General features: G+C 65.1%; 19 protein-coding genes. 18 read left to right on the forward strand and 1 reads right to left on the reverse strand.

From position 1 onward, the window contains the following. Positions 1-78 precede the first annotated feature (78 nt). The 18 genes from F0185_RS07175 (at position 79) to F0185_RS07260 (ending at position 21,540) form a co-directional block, all read left to right on the forward strand. The gene (locus F0185_RS07175; protein WP_167222958.1) at positions 79-1,542 is read left to right on the forward strand and encodes a tryptophan 2,3-dioxygenase; all 1,464 of its coding nucleotides are present in this window, start codon (positions 79-81) and stop codon (positions 1,540-1,542) included. A 56-nt stretch (positions 1,543-1,598) separates the two neighbouring features. Then, the gene (locus F0185_RS07180; protein ID WP_223164466.1) at positions 1,599-3,158 is read left to right on the forward strand and encodes a 4-hydroxyphenylacetate 3-hydroxylase N-terminal domain-containing protein; all 1,560 of its coding nucleotides are present in this window, start codon (positions 1,599-1,601) and stop codon (positions 3,156-3,158) included. Continuing rightward, complete coding sequence (locus F0185_RS07185) at positions 3,155-3,859, forward strand: ABC transporter ATP-binding protein (protein WP_167222960.1); 705 nt, start codon at positions 3,155-3,157, stop codon at positions 3,857-3,859. Before F0185_RS07180 ends, F0185_RS07185 begins: the two co-directional genes overlap by 4 nt. Further along, the gene (locus tag F0185_RS07190; protein ID WP_167222963.1) at positions 3,856-5,253 is read left to right on the forward strand and encodes an ABC transporter permease; all 1,398 of its coding nucleotides are present in this window, start codon (positions 3,856-3,858) and stop codon (positions 5,251-5,253) included. Before F0185_RS07185 ends, F0185_RS07190 begins: the two co-directional genes overlap by 4 nt. Continuing rightward, the gene (locus F0185_RS07195; RefSeq protein WP_167222965.1) at positions 5,246-6,031 is read left to right on the forward strand and encodes an outer membrane lipoprotein-sorting protein; all 786 of its coding nucleotides are present in this window, start codon (positions 5,246-5,248) and stop codon (positions 6,029-6,031) included. Before F0185_RS07190 ends, F0185_RS07195 begins: the two co-directional genes overlap by 8 nt. Then, positions 6,028-7,194, forward strand: coding sequence for a hypothetical protein (locus tag F0185_RS07200; protein WP_167222967.1), 1,167 nt, complete (start codon positions 6,028-6,030; stop codon positions 7,192-7,194). Before F0185_RS07195 ends, F0185_RS07200 begins: the two co-directional genes overlap by 4 nt. A gap of 17 nt (positions 7,195-7,211) precedes the next feature. After that, on the forward strand, positions 7,212-8,504 hold the full coding sequence (locus F0185_RS07205; RefSeq protein ID WP_223164467.1) for a TrpB-like pyridoxal phosphate-dependent enzyme: 1,293 nt from the start codon (positions 7,212-7,214) through the stop codon (positions 8,502-8,504). Further along, the gene (locus F0185_RS07210) at positions 8,501-9,559 is read left to right on the forward strand and encodes a BtrH N-terminal domain-containing protein (protein WP_167222971.1); all 1,059 of its coding nucleotides are present in this window, start codon (positions 8,501-8,503) and stop codon (positions 9,557-9,559) included. Before F0185_RS07205 ends, F0185_RS07210 begins: the two co-directional genes overlap by 4 nt. Continuing rightward, entirely contained in the window at positions 9,556-11,646 is a 2,091-nt protein-coding gene (locus F0185_RS07215; RefSeq protein ID WP_167222973.1) for a molybdopterin-containing oxidoreductase family protein, read from the forward strand. Before F0185_RS07210 ends, F0185_RS07215 begins: the two co-directional genes overlap by 4 nt. After that, positions 11,636-12,325: a class I SAM-dependent methyltransferase gene (locus F0185_RS07220; protein ID WP_223164468.1), complete on the forward strand. Its 690-nt coding sequence runs from the start codon at positions 11,636-11,638 to the stop codon at positions 12,323-12,325. The genes F0185_RS07215 and F0185_RS07220 overlap by 11 nt, the downstream gene beginning before the upstream one ends. A gap of 9 nt (positions 12,326-12,334) precedes the next feature. Continuing rightward, complete coding sequence (locus tag F0185_RS07225; protein WP_167222977.1) at positions 12,335-13,645, forward strand: phenylacetate--CoA ligase family protein; 1,311 nt, start codon at positions 12,335-12,337, stop codon at positions 13,643-13,645. Continuing rightward, positions 13,642-14,568, forward strand: coding sequence for a carbon-nitrogen hydrolase family protein (locus tag F0185_RS07230; protein WP_167222979.1), 927 nt, complete (start codon positions 13,642-13,644; stop codon positions 14,566-14,568). Before F0185_RS07225 ends, F0185_RS07230 begins: the two co-directional genes overlap by 4 nt. Before the next feature lie 19 nt (positions 14,569-14,587). Beyond that, positions 14,588-15,379, forward strand: coding sequence for a carbon-nitrogen hydrolase family protein (locus tag F0185_RS07235; RefSeq protein ID WP_167222981.1), 792 nt, complete (start codon positions 14,588-14,590; stop codon positions 15,377-15,379). Next, the gene (mfnA, locus tag F0185_RS07240; RefSeq protein WP_167222982.1) at positions 15,372-16,526 is read left to right on the forward strand and encodes a tyrosine decarboxylase MfnA; all 1,155 of its coding nucleotides are present in this window, start codon (positions 15,372-15,374) and stop codon (positions 16,524-16,526) included. The genes F0185_RS07235 and mfnA overlap by 8 nt, the downstream gene beginning before the upstream one ends. Before the next feature lie 55 nt (positions 16,527-16,581). Further along, the gene (locus tag F0185_RS07245) at positions 16,582-17,385 is read left to right on the forward strand and encodes a sterol desaturase family protein (protein ID WP_167222983.1); all 804 of its coding nucleotides are present in this window, start codon (positions 16,582-16,584) and stop codon (positions 17,383-17,385) included. Between the two features lie 64 nt (positions 17,386-17,449). After that, on the forward strand, positions 17,450-18,622 hold the full coding sequence (gene metK / locus F0185_RS07250) for a methionine adenosyltransferase (RefSeq protein WP_167222984.1): 1,173 nt from the start codon (positions 17,450-17,452) through the stop codon (positions 18,620-18,622). A gap of 56 nt (positions 18,623-18,678) precedes the next feature. Further along, positions 18,679-19,824, forward strand: a complete 1,146-nt coding sequence (locus tag F0185_RS07255; protein WP_167222985.1) for an SAM-dependent methyltransferase — start codon at positions 18,679-18,681, stop codon at positions 19,822-19,824. Positions 19,825-19,836: 12 nt separating this feature from the next. After that, positions 19,837-21,540, forward strand: coding sequence for a hypothetical protein (locus F0185_RS07260; RefSeq protein WP_223164469.1), 1,704 nt, complete (start codon positions 19,837-19,839; stop codon positions 21,538-21,540). 403 nt (positions 21,541-21,943) lie between these two features. Here F0185_RS07260 and F0185_RS07265 read toward each other — a convergent pair whose 3' ends face one another. Continuing rightward, positions 21,944-23,362: a S1 family peptidase gene (locus F0185_RS07265; RefSeq protein ID WP_167222987.1), complete on the reverse strand. Its 1,419-nt coding sequence runs from the start codon at positions 23,360-23,362 to the stop codon at positions 21,944-21,946. Position 23,363 lies beyond the last annotated feature (1 nt).

A 23,363-nucleotide genomic window follows, 5' to 3' on the forward strand; every position in this document is an offset into this window, starting at 1 on the left:
AGCGACACGGGTAGCGACGCGGGTCGCGATGAAGTGGCGCCAGGCGGGCGCGATTGATGTGAAACCGGGAGAGTAGCGATGATGGAAACGAATACCAGCTTTGCCAACGGCGCCGCGCAGGCGAATGCACTCGGGGCGATCGCCGAGAGCTACGATGTGCTGCATAATCTTGCCACCCTGTCGCAGGCGCGCCACGTCAGCGACGTCGTGGCCGGCACGCGCAACTCCGCGCTGCATGCGGTGTTCCAGGCGGCCGAGATCGCGCTGCTGAACCTGGTGCGCCTGACCCGGCGCGCCACCAAAGCCTTGCAGGAAGACGACTTGCAGCGCGCTACCGAAGTGATGCGCTGGGTGCATGGCTTTCACCTGGTCATGCGCCGCCTGGGCGACGTGCCCAAGCAGATTCATCTGATGTGCCGCGATCCGGCGGCGACGCGCAAGATCGGTATCGCCGAGTCGCCCGCCATGGCCGAGTTCCTGGCGGCGTCCGAAGCGCTGGAGCTGCAAGTGAACCGCTTTTTCGACGAGCGCGGCGCCGCACCGGGCGGACGCGGCATGACGCAAACGGTGGGTCTCGGCCGCCATACCGATCTCGACTATGCCTTGCTGAACCTGGCGCGCTCCTCGGCCCACGAGATGGTGTACTGGGAAGCGAACCTGAACGAGGTCGTGGTCGAGCTCGACGATCGCGACTTCGACCAGTTCGTGGCGTCCGGCTTGCTGGGCAAGGCGGTCATGGAGTCGCAATTGCAGGCCGAAACCTGCTACACCGAGTTCGTCGCCCTGCACCAGGTGCCCGAAATCCTCAGTTGCGAGGCGAACGACCATATCGACCATGCGGTGCGCGATATCCGCGCCGGGCGCTATTCGCAGGCGACCGAACGGCTGCAGGTGGCCAGCACGCTGTTGCCGGCCATGGTGCAGGCGCAGCAAGTGATGGGCGATTGCCTGTCGGCCAACGACTACCATATCTTCCGCGACAACCTGGGCCCGGCCAGCGGCATGCATTCGCTGTCGATCCGCTATCACATGCTGCGCGACCTGTTCACCTCGCTCTGGGGCGAGCTGGAAACCCACTTCAGCGGGTCCGGCTTCGCCTCGCTCGAGGCCGCCGTCGAACATGTGGACCTGGGGCGTCATGACAGCGCCCACAACTGGCAGTTGCACAACCTGCTCAACGCGGCGTTTCGCCTGTACGACCTGATCGAGGCCTGGCGCCATGAGCACCTGCACATGCCGCGCAACTGTCTGGGCGGGGGCGGCACCAAGTCCATGATCGGCGTGCCGGATGGCCTCTTGACGGTCAAGCGCATGCGCGAGGGCGCCAACGCCCTGGCCTCGCTCAACCGCCTGCACCGCGCGCGCGGCGTGGTGGCCGGACCCGGTGCGGGCGGCGTGCTGTCCAGGCATGTCGGTCGCGCCGATTCGCTCGACCAGCGCCTGCTGCGCGCGACCGGGGCCTTTACGCGCGACCAGTTTCCTCATGTACAAGAAAAGGAAACCTGCCCGTTCAGCCGCAAGGACCCCGCGCGCCGTCCTTAGGCCAGGAGTCCAAGGCCGCAGCTCCGATGTCAAACAACGCGATCAGCAAAGACAACATGACAGCCAACTTATCGGATTACCGCGTCGACTACCGCGCCGGCGGGAGCAATATGGAGTACCGGCACAATCTGCACATGCACAAGGCTGCGGGCGTACACAGCGGCGCGTCCTTCGTTGCCAGCCTGGGCGACGAGCGCGAGGTCTGGTATGACGGCCAGCGGGTCGATGTGCGCACCCACCCGGCCTTTGCCGGCGTGTTGCGCGAGCTGGGACGCCTGTACGACCTGCAGCACAGCGACGCCCATCACAAGGATATGACCTGGACTTCCCCCCAGACGGGTCATCCGGTCAGCCTGTCCTACCTGGCGCCGAGCACGCCTGCCCAGTTTGCGGCCAAAACCCGCAACAGCCATCTGTGGATGGAGCACAGCCACGGCCAGTTGCCGCGCATTCCAGACTTTGTCGCCAATGTCGTGGTCGGCTTGTACGATTACCGCCACGAGCTGGGCAAGGTCGATCCGCAATTCGCGCGCAACGCCGAAAACTACTATCTGTACTGCCGCGAGCACGATATCGCGCTCACCCATGCCATCGGCGACCCGCAGATCGACCGCTCGGCCTCGCTGGCCGAGCATCCGGACAATGCCTTGCGCATCGTCGAACGGCGCGCCGACGGGGTGGTGGTGCGTGGCGCCAAGCAGTTGGCCACGCTGGCGCCGTACTGCCATGAAGTGATGGTCTACCTGTCGCCCGCCTTCTTCATGCGCAGCGCGCCCGAGTATGTGATCTGGTTCGCGCTGCCGATCGCCACGCCGAACCTGCGCCTGATGTGCCGCGAATCGCAAACCGAGCACCGCAACAGCTTCCGCCACGACCTGTCGTCGCGCTATGACGAGCAGGACGCCATGCTGTTCTTCGACGATGTGTTCATCCCCAACCACCGCATCTTCCTGCTCGACGATTGCCAGGCGGCGGCGGCCGGCTTTGCGCGCATCAGCGCCTGGGCCTTGTACGTGGGGCAGATCCGCTTCTACCATCGGCTGCGCACCTTCCTCGGCGTGGCCGCGCTGGCCAGCAAAGCCATCGGGGTCAAGGATTTCCGCGAGATCGGCGACCAGCTCGGCGAACTGACCTCGTACGTGGAAATGGTCCGGCTGGCCATCGTCGGCCTGCAAAACGAGCTCAGGCCGACCAGTGGCGGCCACCTCGCACCCGGCGTCACCCTGGCGCTGGACGCCTTTGCGGCCCAGGTCTCGGCGCGCGTGGCCCAGATCGTGCGCGTGGTGTGCGGTTCCGGCCTGGTGATGCAGCCGAGCGAGGCCGACCTGGCCAATCCGGTGCTGCGCCCGCTGCTCGAACGCTACATGGGCGGCAAGGATGTGGACGTCGTGTTCAAGTCGCGCCTGTTCCGCCTGGCCACCGAACTGGTGAGCGACCGCTACGGGATGCGCCAGGAATTGTACGAAATGTGGAACCGCGGCGACATCGTGCGCAACCGGATTGCCCTGTTCGAGAGCTATCCCGGGCGCGCCGGCATCGAAGCGAACATCGTCGCGCTGCTCGACGGCGCCAGCGCCGCCCTGCAAGCGGCCCACCCCGTCCCGGAGTCCACATGACCATTCTCAACGTGCGCGATGTCAGCAAATGCTACCGTCTCGGCCGGGTGCCGGTGCCAGCCGTGCGCAACGTCAGCTTCAGTATTGCCGACGCCAGCTTCAGCGTGCTGACCGGACCTTCCGGCTCCGGCAAGACCAGCTTGCTCAACCTGATCGGCTGCCTGGACCGGCCCGACAGCGGCAGCATCGAGATTGCCGGCACGCAGGTCGGCAAGCTGGCCGAAAAGGCGCTGACCACCTTCCGCCGCCAGCATCTTGGCTTCGTGTTCCAGAACTTTAACCTGCTGGCGGCCCTGACGGTGGCGGAGAACATCGCCTATCCGCTGCAACTGGCAAAACAGGGCGCCGCCGCGCGCAAGGAGCGGGTCGCCTTCCTGCTCGACGCGGTGGGCCTGAACGGCAAGGATGGGCGCCGGCCGCACGAACTGTCGGGCGGCGAACGCCAGCGCGTGGCGATCGCGCGCGCCCTGGCGGCGCGTCCGCGCCTGGTGCTGGCGGACGAACCCACCGCCAGCCTGGACCGCGCTACCGGCGCCCAGATCGTCGCGCTCATGCGCAGGCTGCAGCGCGAGCACGGCGTGTCGTTCCTGTTCGCCTCGCACGACACATCGCTCATCGCCGGGGCCGATACGGTGATCAATCTGCGCGACGGCGCCTTGCAGGCGCGCGCCGCCGGCATCGACCAACTGGTGGAAGCATGAGCGCGCTGGCTTTGGCGGCGCGCAATGTCTGGCGCAACGGGCGGCGTTCGCTGTCCACCTTCCTCACCATGACGGTCGGGGTCTGTGCGCTGCTGTTGCTGGGCGCCTATGTGCAAACGGTGGACCAGGGCTTGCAGACGAACTTCGTGCGCCATGGCGGCCACCTGGAGATCCAGCACCGCGACTTCCTGCTGTACGGCGACGGCAACCCGGCCGCCTATGGACTGGCCGATTACCAGCGCATCATCGATGCGGTGCGCAGCGACCCCCAGTTGCGCGCCCAGGTGCTGGTGATTACGCCATCGCTCAGGCTGGGCGGCATTGCGGGCAACGCCAGCGCCAACGTGTCGCGCACGGTGTTCGGGCGCGGCACCCTGGTGGACGACCAGAACCGCATGCGCGCCTGGAATGCCTACGGCTTGCCGATCAAGCCGGGCAACCTGGCCCTGCAAGGATCGCCGCCGAACGCGGCTGTGATCGGCACCGGCGTGGCGCGCGTGCTGCGCCTGTGCGGAGCGCTGGCGGTGCCGGACTGTCCGCCCCCGGTCGAGGCGGGCGCGGCCGGCGGCGCGGCGCAGCCGGCCGGACTGGCCGCACTGAGCGAACTGAGCCAGCCGGCCAAGCGCACGGCGATGGACGCCGCAGTCCCCGTCATCCAGTTGCTGACGGCGGGCGAGACGGGCGCGCCGAACGTGGCCGACCTGAACGTGGTCAAGGCGCAGAGCCAGGGCGTCAAGGAGCTCGACGATGGCTGGATCGAACTGCACCTGGCGCGCGCCCAGCGCCTGGTGTACGGCGAGGCGGCGCCACGGGCCACCTCGCTGGTGGTGCAGCTCGACACGACCGCCAACCTGGCAGCGGCGCGCGAACGGATCGCCGCCATCCTCGCACGCGACTTCAAGGGCGAGCAGCTCACCGTGCTCGGCTTCGACACGATCAACCCTTCGTACGGGCAAATACTGGGCATGTTCGGGGCGCTGTTCGGTTTCGTCGCCTTGCTGTTCAGTTGCGTCGTGCTGTTCTCGGTCGCCAATTCGGTGAACATGGCGGTGGCCGAGCGTACGGTCGAAATCGGCACCTTGCGCGCCATCGGCATGCAGCGCGGCGCGATTGCCGCCGTCTTCGTGTGGGAGGCACTGCTGCTGGGCCTGGCCTGCGCGGTGGCCGGGCTGCTGCTCGCGCTGGGGATCGCCTACGCGGTCAATCATGCGGGCATGAGCTGGCTGCCGCCGGGCACGGTCGAGCCGCAAGTGATTTCGGTCGGCTTGTGGGGCGAGTACAAGATCATCGCCAACGCGGTACTGACCTTGCTCATCGTGTCGCTGCTGGCCGCATGGTGGCCCGCGCGCCGCGCCGGGCGCCTGCCCATCGTCGATTCGCTGCGCCATGTGTGAGCGACGCACCGTCTTGGCCTGGGCGCTGCTGGCCGCGTGCGCACCGGCGCGGGCCGGCGCGCCGGACGCCAACCTGCTGCTGGCCCAGAGCGACGCGATCCGCAACCCGGTCCAGCCGTTTGCCGTCGATGTGCGCCTGACCGAGTACCGTGCCGGCAAGCAGACCGATGAAAGCAGCCTGAACATCTACGCCAAGATCGATGGCGCAAGCGGCCAGTACCGCAACCTGGTGCGCTTCGCGCGCCCGCTGCGCGACGCCAACAAGCTGATGCTGGTCAATGGCAGCGACATGTGGTTTTTCGACCCGTCGAGCCGGGCCGCGGTGCGCATCTCGCCGCAGCAACGCTTGCTTGGCAGGGCGTCCAGCGGCGACGTGGTCACGGCCAACCTGGCGCGCGACTACCGTGCGGAGCTCGTTGGCGACGAACAGATCCAGGACGGCGATGTGCAGGCGCGCCAGTGCACCTTGCTGAACCTGGCCGCGCATACCAGACAGGCCAACTATCACCGGGTGCGACTGTGGCTCGACAGTGCCAGCCGCCATCCGGTCAAGGCCGAGTACTACAGCGGCAGCGGGCATTTGCTCAAGACCGTGTTCTACCGGCGTGCCCAGCGCGTGCTCGGCGAGCTGCGCCCGACCGAAGCGGTGATCATCGATGGCGCGGACACCAGCTGGATCACGGTGATGGATTTTTCCGGCTACGTGGGGCGCGAGATTCCCGATTCCTGGTTCCAGCGCGACTACCTGCCGCGTTTCAGGCTGGAGCGCGATACGTGATGCGGCGCGCTTGCGCCCTGGCGCCCGCCATGCTGGCGTGCTGCGCCGCCTCGCACGCTGGCCAGGCCGGTGCGCCATGGGCCACCTCGCTCGAACTCGAAGCGGGCTTGCGCGCAGCGCAGCCGGGCGCCCGGCGCACTACGCGCCTGTCGGTCGACGTGAGCGGGGAGCACCAGTTCAGCCCCGACTGGCGCTTCAAGCTGGCCGACCGCTTCGAGCACTTCGGGGGGACGGAACGGCGCTCGGTCAATACAGTCAAGGATGCCTACCTGAGCTGGAACGCGAGCGCCGAAAGCGCCATCGATCTCGGGCGCGTCAACCTGCGCCAGGGTGTCGCCGCCGGCTACAACCCGAGCGACTACTTTCGCGCGCGGGCGGTGCGCTCGGTGGTCTCGGTCGACCCGGAGACGCTGCGCCGCAGCCGCAGTGGCACCTATCTGGTGCAGGGGCAGCGCGTGTGGGATGGCGGCTCGGTGAGCGCGGTGCTGGCGCCGCGCATCGGTGACGACGACGGCGGCAACACCAACGCCCGCGGCCGCGCGATGCTCGTTGGCAGCGTGCGGCTGGCGCCCGACTTCCAGCCGCAGGCGCTGCTGTTGCTGGAAGAGGGCGAAGCGCCGCAGCTTGGCCTGAATCTGTCGACCCTGCTCGGTGACGCCCTGACCGCGCATGCGGAATGGTCGGGCGGGCGGCAGCGCGACTTGTTGTCGCGCGCGCTGGGCGGGCAGGGTGGGCGGGCCTGGCGCAACCGCCTGGCGGCGGGCGCTACCTATACCGCCGGCAACCGGATGTCGTTCACGGCCGAGGTCCACTGGTGCGGGGCCGCGCTCGACAGGGAGCAGTGGGCCGGCCTGGCACGCCAGCCCGCACAGTATTGGGCGTATCGCGATTTCGTGCGGCGCGAGCAGGAGCCGCCGACCCGCAAGGGCCTGTTCGCCATGCTGGTCTGGCCCGATGCGCTGCGCCCGAGGCTGGACCTGAGCGCGGTGGCGAAACACGACTTGCAGGATGGCAGTTCGCTGCTGTGGTCGGAAGCACGCTGGCGGCTCGATGAAGTCGACGTCGCCTTGCAATGGACGCATGTGCGCGGCGGCGCCTGGGACCAGTACGCGGCCCACGGCGAACGCAATAGCTGGCGCCTGCTGGCGCAATGGTATTTATAGCTGACAAGGGGAAGGTGATGAGCGTAAAACAGTGCCTGGAATACCGGTTGACCGAGGAGCAGCTTCCTGCGCAGTGGTACAACTTTCTGCTGGACTTGCCGAAGGCCTTGCCGCCGGTCGAGGATGTGCACGTGCCGCCCTCGGCCGAGATCATGGCCAGGATCCGGCCGGCGGAACTGTTGCGCCAGAATGCGCCGAGCGAGCAGTGGGTGGATATTCCGGCGCCAGTGCGCCAGCGCCTGCTGCAAGTGGGCCGTCCCACGCCCCTGCGGCGCGCCCTGGCCCTGGAAGCGGCCCTGCAGACGCGCGCGCGCATCTACATCAAGCGTGAAGACACCCTGGTGACGGGCAGCTTCAAGGTCGGCACGGCGCTGGCCCAGGCTTACTATGCCAGGGAGGAAGGGCGCGATTGCCTGATCTCGGAGACCGGGGCCGGACAGTGGGGCATGAGCCTGGCCCTGGCAAGCCAGATGTTCGGCCTGAAGTGCAAGATCTTCATGGCGCGTTGTTCGATGGAGCAAAAGCGCTATCGCGAACACTACATGCGCCTGCTGGGAACGGAAGTGGCGCCGTCGCCGTCGCGCGCCACGGCCATCGGCCGCCGCTTGCTGGAACAGCGCCCCGACCACCCGGGCACGATGGGTACCGCGATCAGCGAAGCGATCGAAGCGGCCCTGGCCACCCCCGGTTCGGCCTATCTGTCGGGCAGCAATGTCAATCATGTGCATCTGCACCAGACCTTGCTGGGACAGGAAACGCGGGCCCAGCTCGCGCTGGCGGGTGAACAGGGCCCCGATCAAATGATCGCGTGCGTCAGCGGCGGCAGCAATCTGTGCGGCTTCATGCTGCCCTTCCTGCGCGACAAGAAGGAGGGGCGCACGATTTCCTTCCTCGGCGCCGAATCCACGGCCGCCCCACGCCTGACCCAGGGCACCTACGAATACTGCTCGTCCGACCCGGCCGGCTATACGCCACGGGTGCTGGCCTATTCGATGGGGCCGGACTTCATCCCGCTGCCGGTGCACGCGGGTGGCTTGCGCCAGCACAACAGTTCGCCGCTGGTCAGCCTGCTGAAAAAGGAAGGCGTGCTCGACGCCGTCGCGATCGAAGAGCATGAAGCGTTCGAAGCGGGCCGCTTGCTGCTGCGCACCGAGGGCTTCCTGGTGGCGCCGGAGTCGGCCCATGCGATGGCGGCGGCGATTCGCGCCGCCGCGCGGGCGCGCGAGGAGGACCGCGAGCCGTGCATTGTGGTGCTGGGCAGCGGCAGCGGCATGCTGGACCTGGAAGGCTATCGCCAGGTGCTGCTATGAGCGCGCTGGCGAACGCGGGCGCCGGCGCCGGCGTGGCCCACGACATGCTGGCCTTGCAGGATTTTCAAGCCCGGCCGGGCGTGCACTGCGAGTCGGGCACCTTGCGCATGATGCTGGCGCACGCGGGCATCCTGCACAGCGAAGCGATGGTGTTCGGGCTCGGGCAGGGCCTCGATTTCGTGGCCTGGCCGGTGGCCGATGCGCGCCACGAGATGCCGATGCTGTCGGGGCGCGGGGATTCGGGTGAACTGCTGCGCCACTATGCGGCCAACACCGGGGTGACGTTGCGCATCGAGCAGTCGGCCAACGGCGACCAGGCGCTCGAGCAGGCGCGCGCCATCCTGGAAGCGGGGCGGGTGGCGGGCTTGAAGCTCGATATTTTCTACTTGCCGTATTTCTCGGCCAAGCGCCATTTCTGCGCCCATTTCGTGGCCCTGCACGCCATCGATGGGCAGCATGCATGGGTGGTCGACACCGCCCAGCAAGGCGGTAGCCACCGGATCGCGCTGGCCGACCTGGCGCAGGCGCGCGCCTCCCGGCAAGGCCAGCAATCGTCCGACAGCTTGTCGGTGAGCGTGGTCTCGACCGACGGCATGCGCGACCTGCGCGCTGCGCTGGCCAACGCTATTGGCCGCTGCGCCCGCAATTACCTGGAGCCGGCCGACCCCGCGCGCGGCCACCTGGGTTTGCGCACCCTGGCGCGCGAGATGCCCGACTGGTGGTCGCGCTTCGCCGATCCGGCGGCCATCATGACAGGCATTGCCAACTTCTGGGAATTCGCCGGCACCGGTGGCGCCAATTTCCGCGCGCTGTACCGCCAGTTCCTGCGCGAAAGCCAGGATGTGCTGGGCCTGGACGGCCTGGCGCCCTTGCTGCCCGATGCGCACGCGGTGGAGCTGGGCTGGGCCGATTGCATCGAAGGCTTGCGCGCGAGCGCCGACACCGGTTCGCCAACGCACTTGCGCGAGGTGGCCGCGCGCTTTGCCGCCACGGTGGAACGCGAGCATGCGCTGATGGCGGCGCTGGCGCGGCTGTTCAAGGACGAGCGCGCATGATCATCGACCATCCCGATGGCGTGGGCGGCCAGTGCACCGAGCAGCGCAGCGTATGCCGCATGTGCCATGGCGGCTGTGGGGTCATCGTGCAGATGCGCGATGGCGTGGTGAGCGAACTCAAAGGCGATCCGGCCAGTCCCGCCAGCGAAGGCTTCTTTTGCACAAAGGGCAAGGCCTCGCTCGAACTGTTGACCCATCCGGCGCGCCTGACCGAGCCGCTGCTGCGCCGGGGCGACAAGCACATCGCCATGCCCTGGGACGAGGCACTGGACATGGCGGCGCACCGGATCGGCGAGCAGATCGCCCGTCATGGCGCGGAATCGGTGGTGCTCAGCCAGGGCACGGACCGCAACTACCAGGAGTGGGTGTTCCGCTTTGCCAATACCCTGGGAACGCCGAACGTGCTGGGACCGGCCCATGTGTGCTTCTATCCGCGCGTGATGGCCTCCATCCTCACCTGCGGCGGCTTCACCTTTTGCGACTACGAGGGCGAGCCGGAGGTGATCATCCTCTGGGGCAGCAACAAGCTGCACACGCATTCCGACGGCTTGATCGGCGTCAAGCTGGCCAAGGCATTGCACCGCGGTGCGCGCCTGGTGGTGATCGATCCGCGCGCCAACGACCAGACCCGGCGCGCCGATCTGTGGTTGCAGATCCGGCCCGGCAGCGATGGCGCCCTGGCGCTCGGCATGCTGCACGTGATGATCAAGGAGGGCTGGTACGACGCCGGGTTCGTGGCCGGGCATACCGACGGCTTCGCCGAACTGGCCGAACACGTGCGCGGCTACGATCCGCAGCGCGTGGCCGAACTGACCGGCCTGGACGCCGGGCAAGTGGTGGCCCTGGCCAGCGCCTACGGGCAGGCCAAGCGCGCCTGCATCGAGGCTGGCACGGGCTTGTCGCAGAACGAGAACGCATTTTCCACGCTGCGCAGCATCTGCATACTCAGCGCCCTGAGCGGCAACCTGGATGCGCCGGGCGGCGACGTGCTGTGGGACCTGCTGCCGGTGGACGGACGCCGCAGCTTCCCGCTGGCCGAGCAGCTGGCCCCGGAACAGCAAGCCAAGCGCCTGGGCGGGGGCGCCTATCCGGTGCTGTCGATGGCGGGCTGGGCGCATCCGGACGCGGTCTGGGATGCGATGCTCGACGCCCAGCCGTACGCGGTCAAGACCCTGCTCAATTTCGGCAGCAACTTGCCGATGGTGTATGCCGACGCGCAGCGCGTGCACCGCGCCCTGCGCGGGCTGGAATTCCACATGACATGCGACCTGTTCATGACGCCGACCGCGCAGCTGGCCGACCTGGTGCTGCCGGTGGGGAGCTGGCTGGAACGCGACCAGATCGTCGAGTTCAACGCCTACCTGGCGCCGCGCCGCAAGCTGGCCCAGGTGGGCCAATGCCGCAGCGATGAAGAAATCATCCTGGGGCTGGCCCAGCGCCTCGGACTGGGACAGCACTTCTGGCCCGACCTGGAGGCGGCGCTCGATCACAAACTGGCCGGCATCGGGCATACCTGGACCAGTTTCAAGCAGCACGGACCGATCGCCAACACGCCGCACTATCGCAAGTACGCGACCCAGGGTTTCCGCACCCGCAGCGGGCGGGTCAACCTGCTGCATGCGGGCCTGCCCAGGATGGGAGGGGATGCCTTGCCGCAGTACCGGCCGGGGGAGGACTTGCCGGACGGTCACTTCCGCATGTCCAGCGCGCATTCCCGCAACTTCTACAACTCCGAGTACCGGCAACTGGACAGCCTGCGCAAGCGCGAGCCGCTGCCGCGCGTGCAGATCCACCCGCAAGCGGCGGCCGCCCTGGGCATCGCCGCCGGCGACTGGGTGCTGGTGCGCAGCGCCACCGGCAGCGCCCGTTTTTGCGCGGAGCTGTGCGACGGCGTCGCGACCGACGTGGTGTATGTCGCGCCCTCGTGGTGGTACCCGGAAGAGGAGGGCGCCGACAACTGGCAGCGCTCGAACGCGAACATGCTCACCGGCCGCGCCGCGCGCGCCAGCGAGATGGGGACGTCGAATTTTCGCAATGTCGCTGTTCAACTTGAAAAAATTGAAAAGGATGACTCCCATGCTCAATGAACGTGTTCCAGAAACCGAAGACGGCTTGCAGGGCGCCTATATCGCGACCGTGTACGACGAGATGCAGCGCCATATCCGCGACAGCGGCTGGCTGAGCGAGAAGGTCGAGCTCTTGCTCGACTGCGAGGTACGGGCCGGGAGCGCGCTCGAGATCGGGCCGGGGCCGGGTTACTTCGGCCTGGAGTGGCTCAAGGCGGTGGCCGACCCCGGCGCGCGCCTGACCGCGCTCGATATCTCGCCCGACATGCTGGAGATGGCGCGCAGCAACGCGGCCGCCTACGGTTTGACGGAGCGCAGCGAATATGTGCTGGGCGATTGCCAGCGCATGCCCTTTCCCGACAATCACTTCGATGTCTTGTTTACCCACAGTTCCCTGCACGAATGGGTCGACCCGGTCGCCGTCCTGCGCGAAACGCACCGCGTGCTCAAGCCGGGCGGGCGCTTCTGCATCATCGACTTGCGGCGCGACCTGAGTAAGGAAGCCATCGCTTTCATGCGCGGCAATATCAACGTCAACATGCGCAAGGGCTTCGCCAATTCGGTGAAGGCAGCCTACACCTCGGCCGAATTGCGGCGCCTGCTGGAGGCGACCCCGCTGGCTGGTGCGAAAGTCGAGGATATCGAGCTGGGCCTGTTCCTGACCGGCGTCAAAGCCGCCCCTGTGCAGTCAATCAACTGATCCCATCCCATGCGCGATCTCTATAACGGGGCAACTAGCCCACAGCAGTTGCTCGCGGCCTTGCTGGAGCCGCAAGCGCCGGGCGAGCGCCTGGCGCGGCTCAATACGTCCGTGGCCCACGCGGCGGGGGCCAGTCCCTTCTACCGGCGCTGGCCAACCCTGCGCGCGCTCGATTCGCTCGAGGACCTGGCCTCGTTCGGCTTCACCTGCAAGGAAGACTTGCGGGCCGAATATCCCTACGGCCTGCTGGCGGTCGCCCCCGAGAACCTGACCCGCTATGCCGAAAGCACGGGGACCACGGGCGGCGTGAATGCCGGCTTCGTGACGGCGCGCGACTGGAAAACCAACAATTTTTGCGTCGCCCTGGCCTGGGCCGGGCTGCTCGGCGAGCACGACATCATGGCCGTGGCCGTGCCTTACGAACTGTCGTACGTGGGGGCGGACATCGACCGGGTGGCCGAACTGCTCGGCGTGAGCGTGCTGGCGGTGGGCACCAACAACAAGCTGTGCCCGTGGACCCGGCTGCTGGCCTTGCTGCGCTCGCACAAGGTCACGACCCTGGTGTGCGCGCCGATCCGCGCCTTGCGCCTGGCCGCGATGGCGGCCGAGCAGGGCATCGATTTGCAGCGCGACCTGGCGGTGCGGCGCATCGTGTGCATGGGCGAAGCGCTCTCGCCCGCACGCAAGGCCCGCATCGAGCGCTTGTGGGGGGCCAGCGTGTACAACCACTACGGCATGACCGAAGCCATGTCGGTCGCCTTGCCGTGCCCCCAGGGGCAACTGCACCTGGCCGAACAGCGCTTCGTGTTCGAGGTGATCGACCCCGACAGCGCAGCCGTCCTGGCGCCCGGCTCGACCGGTGAACTGGTGCTGACCACGCTGGCGCAGGAGGCGATGCCGCTGGTGCGCTACCGCAGCGGCGACCTGGTCAAGACCGACACCAGCCCGTGCGCCTGCGGCAATCCGCATACCCGGATCGTCCATCTGGGCCGGGTGCAAGACCTGATCGGCGCGCCGGCGCGGCGTTTTCACATCAGCGAACTGGACGACATCCTGCTGGCTGAACCGGGCATCGAGCCCATCTATTCGGTGCAGGGCGACGCCAGCCACGTCGCCATCCACCTGATCCCGGCCGAGGGCGGGCACTGGCACGACACCCGCGCCCGCCTGACCACCGCGCTGGAGCGCTACTGCGGGATACCGGTGGAACTGGTGCCGATCGACCGCCAGGAGTGGTACCAGCGCATCGACAACCGCTCCAAGCCGGGCACCGTGCCCGCGCCGGCATCACCGCTTTCAACCAAGGAGACTATGCAATGAAGATCGCCCTCGTCCAAAGCGTCTGGCAGCCCGATCCGCGCGACAACCTGCAACACGTGTTGGGCATGATCGACCAGGCTTGCCAGCAGCGCAGCCTCGATTTCGTGTGCCTGGCCGAATTTTTCCTCGGGCCGGCCTGGTACATGCCGGGCCAGGCGCATTTGCGCGGCGTCACCGACACCACCTTGACCAGCGCCGTGTTCGAGCAACTGTCGGCCATGGCCAGGAAGCACCGGGTGCACCTGGTGTGCGGTTCGGTGGTCGAGCAGATGCCGGACGGACGCTATTGCAATACCTCGGTCTTGCTGGACCGCGACGGCAACAACATCGGGCAGGCCAACAAGATCCATCCCTTCGCCAACGAAGCGGTGTCGTGCGTGGCGGGCGATACCCTGGCCGTGCACGACACCGAATTCGGCCCGATCGGCATCGCCGTGTGTTCCGACTTCTGGATACCGGAAACCATCCGCATCCTCGCGCTGAAAGGCGCCACCACCATCTTCCTGCCGGGCGGCTCGCTGCGCCAGAACCTGCCCGCCATGATCAACGCCTTCCGCGCCACCGCTTACCTGAGCGCCGTCAACATGGTGTATTGCGGGCCGGTTGGCAAGATCACTGGCGTGCGCGGCAACACCTCGATCACGGTGGAGTTCGCGGGCACCAGCCTGATCGCCACGCCGCAAGGCTTGCTGGCGCAAGCGCCGCCGGATGCCGCCGCCGTGCTCGAAGCGACCCTGTCGGGCGAAGCGATCCTGGCGCTGCGCCAAGCGAACGCATCCGACGATACCTGGATGGGGCTCGGTTTGCGCCAGCCGCAAGCCTACGGCGCCCTGGAGCAGGACTATGTTGGCCTGAACCGCGACCTGGGGGCGGAAATCAGCCTGCGCATGCGCCAGATCACCCCCGGCGCCAGCGCGCCCTGAACCGTCAAGGAGAACGACCATGAAGATTTCCATCATCGCCGGCATCATCGCGTCCAGCCCCGACAGCGCGTGGGCGCACATGCGGCAAGCCGTGGCCGACAGCCCCGCCGCCGATTTCCTGGTATTGCCGGCCCGCTTCCTGGGCGAGGGCGGGGCGCCTGGCGCCGCGCTGCGCGCCGACGTGCAACAGGGCCTGGCGCAACTGGCGCGCGAAAAGCACTGCTACATCGTGGGCGGATCGCTGCTGTCCGAGGATGGCGGGCACGATGTGACCTGGCTGTTCGACCGCAGCGGCGCGCTGGTCCACACCCACTGCACGCCGCTGGACCAGGGGCAGGCGCGCGACGATGCGCTGTTCCCCGTCATCGAGACCGACGCCGGCCGCATCGGCATGTTGAACGGCGACGATATCTGGGTGCTCGAATCGACGCGCATCCTGAGCCTGCAGGGGGCCGAAGTGGTGTTCGTGCCGGCCCGCCTGTCGAGCCGGAACGCCGACGCGAAGATCGCTTCGCTGTGGGGCCTGGCGACCCTGAACTGCGTCGCGATCGCGTTTGCCAGCGGGCCGCATGCGGACGGACTGGCCCATGCCTCGGTGATTCTGCCAAGCGGCGTGCTGGCCGCATCAAGCCAGGCCGACGGCGCGCCCCTGCTGGCCGAGATCGCACCCGGGCAGATGGGCAAGCTGCGCGACGCCGACCTGACCTTCGCCAATACGCTGTGGTTCGGCCTGTGGTCGCGCCGCAAGCAGTTGTACGGCCCGCTCCTGGAGAGCAGGATGCCGGCGGCGGCGGAGCGTGCGCATGCGTAAACAGGGGCGTGCGCAATCCGAGGTACTGGCCGAGCTCGACAATCTGCGCACGCGCGACGTGCCGTGGAACCGGGTGCTCAATTCCATCTGCACCGTGCCGCACGAAGCCGCGTTACGGGCGGGGCAGGCGGCCCTGGACAGCAATCTGGGCGATCTGCGCATCTTCCGCGGCTGCCGCGAGGTGGAGCAGAAAGCGCTGGCGCTGATGGGCGGGTTGCTCGGCAAGGCCGACTGCGCCGGCAGCCTGGTGTCGGGCGGAACCGAAGCGAATCTGCTGGCGATGTATGTTGCGCGCAAGCGCAGGCCGGACATCGCCCATCCCGAGATCGTGGCGGGCGAGACGGTGCACTACTCGTTCGGCAAGGTGTGCGACATGCTCGGCATCACGCTGCGCGTGGTCGGGCTGGACGAGCGCTTCCGGATGCGCCCCGACGCCGCGCTCGAGGCGATCAACGGCAACACGATCGCCCTGGTCGGCACGGCCGGCAGCAGCGAGTTCGGGGCGGTCGACCCGATCGAGGAACTGGCGGCCATCGCACACCGGCGCGATTTGTACTTCCATGTCGACGCCGCCACCGGCGGCTTCATCATCCCGTTTGCGCGCGCACTCGGGCGCGACTTGCCGCAGTTCGACTTCAGCCTGGCGGGGGTCAGTTCGATCGCGATGGATCCGCATAAATACGGGATGTCGATCATTCCGGCCGGCGCGGTCTTCTTTCGCGACCAGGCCCTGCGCGACAGCATCAACCTGGAATCGTTCTTCAACGCCACCCCGACCCACCACAGCCTGATCGGCACGCGCAGCGGGGCGGCGGCGGCGGCCACCTACGCCGTGCTGGAAACGCTGGGCTTCGATGGCTATCTCGACGTGACCAGGAAAAACTATCGCGTGATGGATTACCTGATCGAGCAACTCGTGCAACACGGTTACCGGCTGGTCGCGCCGCCGCAGCTCAATATTGTCAACGTCGACTTGCCGAACGCGGTCGAGGTCATGCGCGCGCTGGAGGAATGCGGCTGGATCATCTCGGTGTCGAAGCGCTTCCGGCATTGCCTGCGGCTGGTTGTCACGCACCACGTCGACGAAGCCATGGTCGACGAATTTGTCGAGCGATTGCGATCCATCGCCACGCCACCGGCACTCTAGGGCCAGGGACGCGCCAAGCTCCCGGACATCATTTGAAGCGAACTGAAGGAGCATCATGGAAAAGATTCTTGGCTTGCTGTTTCCGCTGACGTACATCGTGTTTCTGATCCTGGAGCGCATTTTTCCCGCGCGCGCACTGGTTCCCGTGCCGCACTGGCGCTTGAAGGGCTTCGCCTTCTTCCTCGTGGGCGGGGCCATCGTCAATACCTTGCCGCTGCTGTGGCGCGACTGGGTGAGCGCGCACCGCTTGATCGACCTGGACAGCTGGGGCACGGCGGGCGGCGCCCTGGCCGCCATCGTGTTCAGCAACCTGCTCGACTGGTGCCGCCACCGCTTGCAGCATGCGCTGCCGGTGCTGTGGCGCTTCCACCAGATGCATCACAGTTCGGAGCGCCTGGAGGTGGCCACCGCGTTCTACTTTCATCCGATCGACACGATCGGCTATACGGTGGTGTCGACTTTCCTCGCTGCCTTCGTGGTCGGGGTCAACATGGAGGCGGCGATTTTGAGCGGCTACTTCCTGTTTGCCTCGACCATCTTCACCCATGCGAACATCCGTTCGCCGCACTGGCTCGGCTACATCATCTCGCGCCCCGAAGCGCATGCCGTGCACCACCAGGCGGGCGTGCACCGTTACAACTACGGCAGCCTGCCGCTGTGGGACATGCTGTTCGGTACCTTCCGCAATCCGCGCGAGTGGAATGCGCAGTCCGGGTTCTGGCACGGCGCGTCCAGCCGGCTGGGCGACCTCCTGCTGGGCAAGAATGTCGTGACCCGGTCCGCGCCACAGGCCGGGCACGCCAGCGGCGCGCCGCACCAGCCCGAGCACGCGGCCGGCCCGCTCCAGCAGGCCGAGTGACGCGGGCGCCAGCGCACTTTGATGCAGTCCAATGCAGTCCGACTTTTCACTTACGAAAGATGCTATGGCACACGACTACCTCTTTACTTCCGAATCCGTATCGGAAGGGCACCCCGACAAAGTGGCCGACCAGATTTCCGACGCCATCCTCGATGCCATCCTGGCGCAGGACCCCAAGGCACGGGTCGCGGCGGAAACGCTGTGCAACACCGGCCTGGTGGTGCTGGCCGGCGAAATCACCACGCACGCCAACGTGGACTATATCCAGGTGGCGCGCCAGACGCTCAAGCAGATCGGCTATGACAATACCGATTTCGGCATCGATTATCGGGGCTGCGCGGTAATGGTTTGCTACGACAAGCAGTCGCCCGACATCGCCCAGGGCGTGGACGAGGGCGCCGGGCTCGATCTCGACCAGGGCGCCGGCGACCAGGGGTTGATGTTCGGCTATGCCTGCGACGAAACGCCGGAGCTGATGCCGGCGGCGATCCACTACGCGCACCGGCTGGTGGAATGCCAGTCGCGGCTGCGCAGGGATGGCACCTTGCCCTGGCTGCGTCCCGACGCCAAGTCCCAGGTCACCTTGCGCTACGAGAACGGGCAGCCGGTCGGCGTCGATACGGTGGTCCTGTCGACCCAGCACGCGCCGGACGTGTCGCACCGGCATATCCAGGAAGCGGTCATCGAAGAGATTATCAAGCGCGTGCTGCCGCGCGCCTGGCTGGCCGGCACGCGCTACCTGGTCAACCCGACCGGGCGCTTCGTGATCGGCGGGCCGCAGGGCGACTGCGGCTTAACGGGACGCAAGATTATCGTGGACACCTATGGCGGCGCGAGCCCGCATGGCGGCGGGGCGTTTTCGGGCAAGGACCCGTCCAAGGTGGATCGTTCGGCAGCGTACGCGGCGCGCTATGTCGCCAAGAATATCGTCGCGGCCGGCATTGCGCGCCAGTGCCAGATCCAGATCAGCTACGCCATCGGCGTCGCCAAGCCGATCAATATCACCGTGTACACCGAAGGCACGGGCCTGATTTCAGACCACAAGATCGTCGAACTGGTACGCGAAAACTTCGACCTGCGGCCCAAGGGCATCGTCAAGATGCTCGATCTGTTGCGCCCGATCTACACCAAGACCGCCGCCTACGGTCACTTCGGGCGCACTGAGCCGGACTTTACCTGGGAGCGCACCGACAAGGCGGCGACGCTGCGCGATCAGGCGGGCCTGGACCGGCGTTGACTTGTCCTTATAGACATAGTTGTAATTTTTGTATTTAAACGTGAAATGAGGATCGTATGAAACATGCAATCAACTCAAGTGCGGGAAGACGCAAAAAAGCTGGCAGCTTGACAGTGGTCGGCTCTGGAATCAAGAGCGTTGGCCATATCACTCTGGAAACCCAAGGCTGGATAAAGGAAGCAGACATCGTCGTGTACTGTGTCGCCGACCCTGCAACCGAAATCTGGATCAAGAAGAACAGCAAGGCGTCTTTCGACCTGTATACGCTCTACGGGAACGCGAAGCCGCGTATCGATACGTACAATGATATGGTCGATGTCATGGTAAATCATACCCGTGCAGGCAAACGCTGCTGCGGTGTCTTCTATGGTCACCCTGGTGTCTTCGTGCTGCCATCGCACAAGGCTATCAAGATCCTCCGCGACGAGGGCTACGAGGCCACCATGCTGCCGGCAATCTCCGCGCTCGACTGCCTCTACGCTGACTTGGGCATTGATCCATCCACCAATGGTTCCCAAGAGTTCGAGGCCACAGACTTGCTGCTTCGCGAGCGGCAACTGCATATCGACATGCACGCGGTAATATGGCAGATCGGATGCGTCGGCGATCTTGGCTTCAAATTTTCCGGCTACGACAATCGGAATCTGAACGTTCTGGTCGACTATCTCGAGACCTTCTATAAGCCAACTCATGGCGTCATCCATTATCAAGGCTCGCAGTACCCCGTCTGCCCACCGAGCATCGAGCATGTTGAATTGCGCGACCTGAGGAAATCTAAGGTGACGGGCATTTCAACCCTGTACATCCCACCACAGAAAAAGTCCGTCACCAGCACCAAAATGATGGCGCGCCTTGGACTGGCCGAAAAACCAGCTGGCGCCAATGCCACCATCGGCGCACTGTCATCAAGCACCGCCCCCTCGCCCTGCAAGCCCGGCGCGGTGCCCATGGAATATGTGGGCACTCCCAGTCATAGCGGGCTCGCGCAATTCATTGCCGACTTGGCGGAAACGCCATCGCTGCTACAGGCATTTCAAGCAAATCCAGCAGCAACACTGCGCTTATGCGCAAAATTGACCAAGGAAGAAGAGAAAGCGATCATGTCGATGCATGCCGGCATGATTCGGATGGCAATCAAGAATACGAAGGACTTTCCGCATCTTGATCACATCTATCAGGCGCACCATCCGTGTCGCGGTTAATCCCAGGCTTTGATGGGCAAACACTCTTCCGAATTTTTCTTGGGAAAAACCAACATGACGACCGCTCATCTTCAGCAACAATTCAACGATGCACAACGTTTCTTGTCAAATGCTTTGTCAGGCGGCAACGGACCTGATAGTTTGAGCCAGCAATACCTAGCGCAGATCAACAACGCTGCCGCAGGCGGTTCCCCAAGTCAACTTTTGGCTTGGATCGCCGGACAGGGCTACACCTGCAGCCCAACGCAAATCCAGCAAGCTCAGGAACAAATGTCGAACACGCAGTTGTCGTTCTGGAGTGGCATCTATGGAACGGTGTCGATGAAGGTCAATGGCGCATATGTGGCGGCACCACCCCTGATGATTCTGAGCGGCACGCAGGTCACGCTTGACAATGTACCTTTAAAAAACTTCACGTACACGCCCAATGCGAATGGCATCAACGGCGTGCTCGCGTGGACGATTGCCGGTGGCAATACAAGCACGGGCAGTATTACCTTTTATCTACCCAGCTCGGCTACGTCAAGCACGAATAGCAATCCCAGCAACTCATTCTCGGGCACGCTGCAGACATCGGCAACTGCTACGGCCGTGCCGTATAGCGGAATAATCGGTCCTATCACGGCAATGCCCCTGGTCAATTGGTCCGGCTATTACGGGACTAGTTCCCTGGCAACATCGAGCGGAAGTTATGTCGTTGGCCCGGTGCTGGTGGTCGTCAGTGCAAGTAATGTCACGCTCGACGGTGTTACGCTAGTTGACCTTTCGTATGACGATGTTGCGAATCAACTAAGCTGGACCTTGGCTAGCAATGCAAGCGCAGGCAATATTAACTTCGTCAAAGTAAGCACGCCGACGGCACCCTCTAACTACGTTGGCAATTCGTTTTACGGCACTCTGCAACAAAGTACGACCAGCACGGCAGTTGCATATAGCGGCCAGATCTCAGTACCCACATCGTTGGCGTCTTGGTCTGCTACCTATGGGATCACATCTATTAATACCAATGGAACGCTCACAGCGGGCCCTGTGCTGGTGGTGGCAGGCAACGAAAGCGTAACGCTATACGGTGTTGCGATTCAGAACTTTACGTTCCAAGGCAATACCTTGACTTGGCCGCTTTCCAGCAATGGCTCAGCGGGCAGTATTACTTTTGCCACTATCACGACGCCAACAAGTTCTGGCTATGTGGGTAACTCGTTCAGCGGAACTTTGCAGCAAGGTACCACCGCAGCCCTACCGTACAGCGGTCTTGTCGGCTCCAGCAGCAGCAGTTCCAGTGCCGCCGCACACGGTGCAACGACGTTTGAAATCGTAATGCAATATTTCTCATACATAATGGAAATCGGATCGGCACTATATGTGGGTGCGACGGTCGCAAAATGGATATATGGAAAAGTAACCGCCCCCGCGCCCAGTGGGGCTGTCAGCGAGCCAGAGGTGGGCCCTGAAATTGATCCACTCGATCCGCCGCCGGTCAATACGACAACAGATACCACCACGGATGTCACGACCGACGTGACGACTGACGTAACGACTGACGTAACGACCGACGTGACGACCGATGTTACGACTGACGTGACGACCGATGTTACGACTGACGTGACGACCGATGTAACGACCGACGTGACGACCGATGTTACGACTGACGTGACGACTGACGTAACGACCGACGTCACCACGGACATAGATGTCGATGTTGTTGTCGCGGTCTAGGGTGTGTCTGACTAAGCTTATAGAAGCCAGATCATAATTGTTGCCACGAGCACGGCCGTAAAGAAGTGATGGCCGTGCTTGTTGTCAACGGCAAATCTTAAACTGATAATGTTTCCGTATTGCCAGCGGTTTACATCCACCTGACGGTCACGCGGCGGCGCGCCGGCGCCTCAATCGCGCGCACCTGACGAAGATGGTGGCCAGCTGCCGCTGAGCGGGGCTTTTCGCCGATCACCTCGAAGTCTGCCGGGTCCAGTCCCGCCGCCTCGTCATTGGCAACGGCGATGACCTCGACCGGCTTCTTCGACTCGTCAAAGAACAGGGCCGCGTCATCGTTGCCGTCGATGGGATTACGGTGTGCCGGCAGCCATGCCGGTACGCCGGCCAGCGTGCGCCTTCAACCCTATCTGATCCTGCTTGCGAGCCATGTTTTATAGGCATCGACCCTGGTTTCGACCCCGGTGGTGCAATCGGACGATCCGGAAGAGGTGATCGCTACCTGGATGATTTTTCCGTTTTCGATCAGGAACGCCGGTCCACCCGAGTCCCCCTTGCAGGTATTCTTGCCCGGTACGCCGAAGCTCACCCGCCGGTTTTCTACGTGGTTGACATACCATGAACCCTCGCGCTTGATCCCGGAGCCCACCGGCTGGCTGTCGACGACGTCGTAGCCGTAGCCCACGAACGTGAGGCTGGTCTGCTTGTCGACCAGGTCCTTCCAGTTCGGATTGCCGTCGTGCAGCGGCAAAGCGGCGATGTTGGCGGGCTGCGCAAGATACACAAGCCCGATGTCGTCCTCCAGGGTTTTGGCGTTGTACTGGAACCCGGAGGCGCTGTCTTTCGGGAAAGCAAGTTCCGAAACGGCTACCGGGCCGAACGTGGGCTGTTGGAGGTTTGCACCGATCAGGAAGGTCATTGCGGCGAGTTGCTTTTCGTATCCGTGCAGGCAATGCGCGGCGGTGAGCACGGTACTCTTGCCGATGAGCGTGCCGGTGCAATGAAGCTCCCCCTTGAGCAGGAGCGCGCCGACACTCTTGTACGAGGTGGTCTGCTTGCCGCCGCCGATGTAGGGTTCCAGTTCCCTTTGAGAGGCCAGCAGTGGCGCCTTCCTCAGGTTCACGTCCAGCCGCGCGGAATTGCCTGACTGGTCGCTGCAGCATGCCCCGGTGTTGCCGGCGTTGCTCGTGAGCGCGGCGGACAGATAAAAGATGGCGCCCGGGCGCGCCTGTATCTTGAACGAGCTGGCGTCCGCCGCCGTGGGGGCAAGCGCTTTCCCGGCCTGGTCCGTCATTTTGACGGCCGGCGCGCTACCGTGCGCGGCGACGCCCACGTCGACGATATAGAAAGCGTCGGCCGCATCGGCTGGGAAGGTGATCGCAATGTCGGCCGTCGATTGGGCCACCGAATTGGCGCGCGTGTCGTGGCCGAACACGACGACGCATTTGTCGCTGGCGCACATGCCGCAGGTGCGGTAATGGCCGCCGATCGCGGTGGCGCTGGCCGCCATCTGGATGCTCATGCCGTCCTCGCGCTGGCCGAGCAGCACCACATCGGCGGCGCCGGACGCCGTACTGCGCCGTCCATAGACTTCGCACTGGCTTTTTTCCTTGCCCAGCAGCAGTGCGGCGAGCTTCGCGCTGCCGTGGCTGATTTCCGGCTTGGCGCCGAAGGCGGTCAGGGTGAGTTCATTGCGCTGGCTCAAACTGAGCGAATAGGGCTCGGCCGCCGCGGCGGGATGGACCAAGCTGAACAGGAACAGCAGGCCGATGCAGCCATGGATGGCGCAGGTGTGCACGGCCTGGAAGCGGTGAGCGCTGATCATC

The organism is Massilia rubra, from assembly GCF_011682065.1.
GTDB classification, from domain to species: Bacteria; Pseudomonadota; Gammaproteobacteria; order Burkholderiales; family Burkholderiaceae_D; genus Telluria_A; species Telluria_A rubra.

Bases quoted from the DNA above. Each gene is read 5' to 3' on its own strand.
- F0185_RS07190 (WP_167222963.1), top strand. From the start codon at position 3,856: ATGAGCGCGCTGGCTTTGGCGGCGCGCAATGTCTGGCGCAACGGGCGG.
- F0185_RS07225 (WP_167222977.1), top strand. From the start codon at position 12,335: ATGCGCGATCTCTATAACGGGGCAACTAGCCCACAGCAGTTGCTCGCG.
- F0185_RS07210 (WP_167222971.1), top strand. From the start codon at position 8,501: ATGAGCGCGCTGGCGAACGCGGGCGCCGGCGCCGGCGTGGCCCACGAC.
- metK (WP_167222984.1), top strand. From the start codon at position 17,450: ATGGCACACGACTACCTCTTTACTTCCGAATCCGTATCGGAAGGGCAC.
- F0185_RS07185 (WP_167222960.1), top strand. From the start codon at position 3,155: ATGACCATTCTCAACGTGCGCGATGTCAGCAAATGCTACCGTCTCGGC.
- mfnA (WP_167222982.1), top strand. From the start codon at position 15,372: ATGCGTAAACAGGGGCGTGCGCAATCCGAGGTACTGGCCGAGCTCGAC.
- F0185_RS07235 (WP_167222981.1), top strand. From the start codon at position 14,588: ATGAAGATTTCCATCATCGCCGGCATCATCGCGTCCAGCCCCGACAGC.
- F0185_RS07245 (WP_167222983.1), top strand. From the start codon at position 16,582: ATGGAAAAGATTCTTGGCTTGCTGTTTCCGCTGACGTACATCGTGTTT.
- F0185_RS07265 (WP_167222987.1), bottom strand. From the start codon at position 23,362: ATGATCAGCGCTCACCGCTTCCAGGCCGTGCACACCTGCGCCATCCAT.
- F0185_RS07255 (WP_167222985.1), top strand. From the start codon at position 18,679: ATGAAACATGCAATCAACTCAAGTGCGGGAAGACGCAAAAAAGCTGGC.
- F0185_RS07260 (WP_223164469.1), top strand. From the start codon at position 19,837: ATGGGCAAACACTCTTCCGAATTTTTCTTGGGAAAAACCAACATGACG.
- F0185_RS07195 (WP_167222965.1), top strand. From the start codon at position 5,246: ATGTGTGAGCGACGCACCGTCTTGGCCTGGGCGCTGCTGGCCGCGTGC.
- F0185_RS07230 (WP_167222979.1), top strand. From the start codon at position 13,642: ATGAAGATCGCCCTCGTCCAAAGCGTCTGGCAGCCCGATCCGCGCGAC.
- F0185_RS07220 (WP_223164468.1), top strand. From the start codon at position 11,636: ATGCTCAATGAACGTGTTCCAGAAACCGAAGACGGCTTGCAGGGCGCC.
- F0185_RS07215 (WP_167222973.1), top strand. From the start codon at position 9,556: ATGATCATCGACCATCCCGATGGCGTGGGCGGCCAGTGCACCGAGCAG.
- F0185_RS07180 (WP_223164466.1), top strand. From the start codon at position 1,599: ATGACAGCCAACTTATCGGATTACCGCGTCGACTACCGCGCCGGCGGG.
- F0185_RS07205 (WP_223164467.1), top strand. From the start codon at position 7,212: ATGAGCGTAAAACAGTGCCTGGAATACCGGTTGACCGAGGAGCAGCTT.
- F0185_RS07175 (WP_167222958.1), top strand. From the start codon at position 79: ATGATGGAAACGAATACCAGCTTTGCCAACGGCGCCGCGCAGGCGAAT.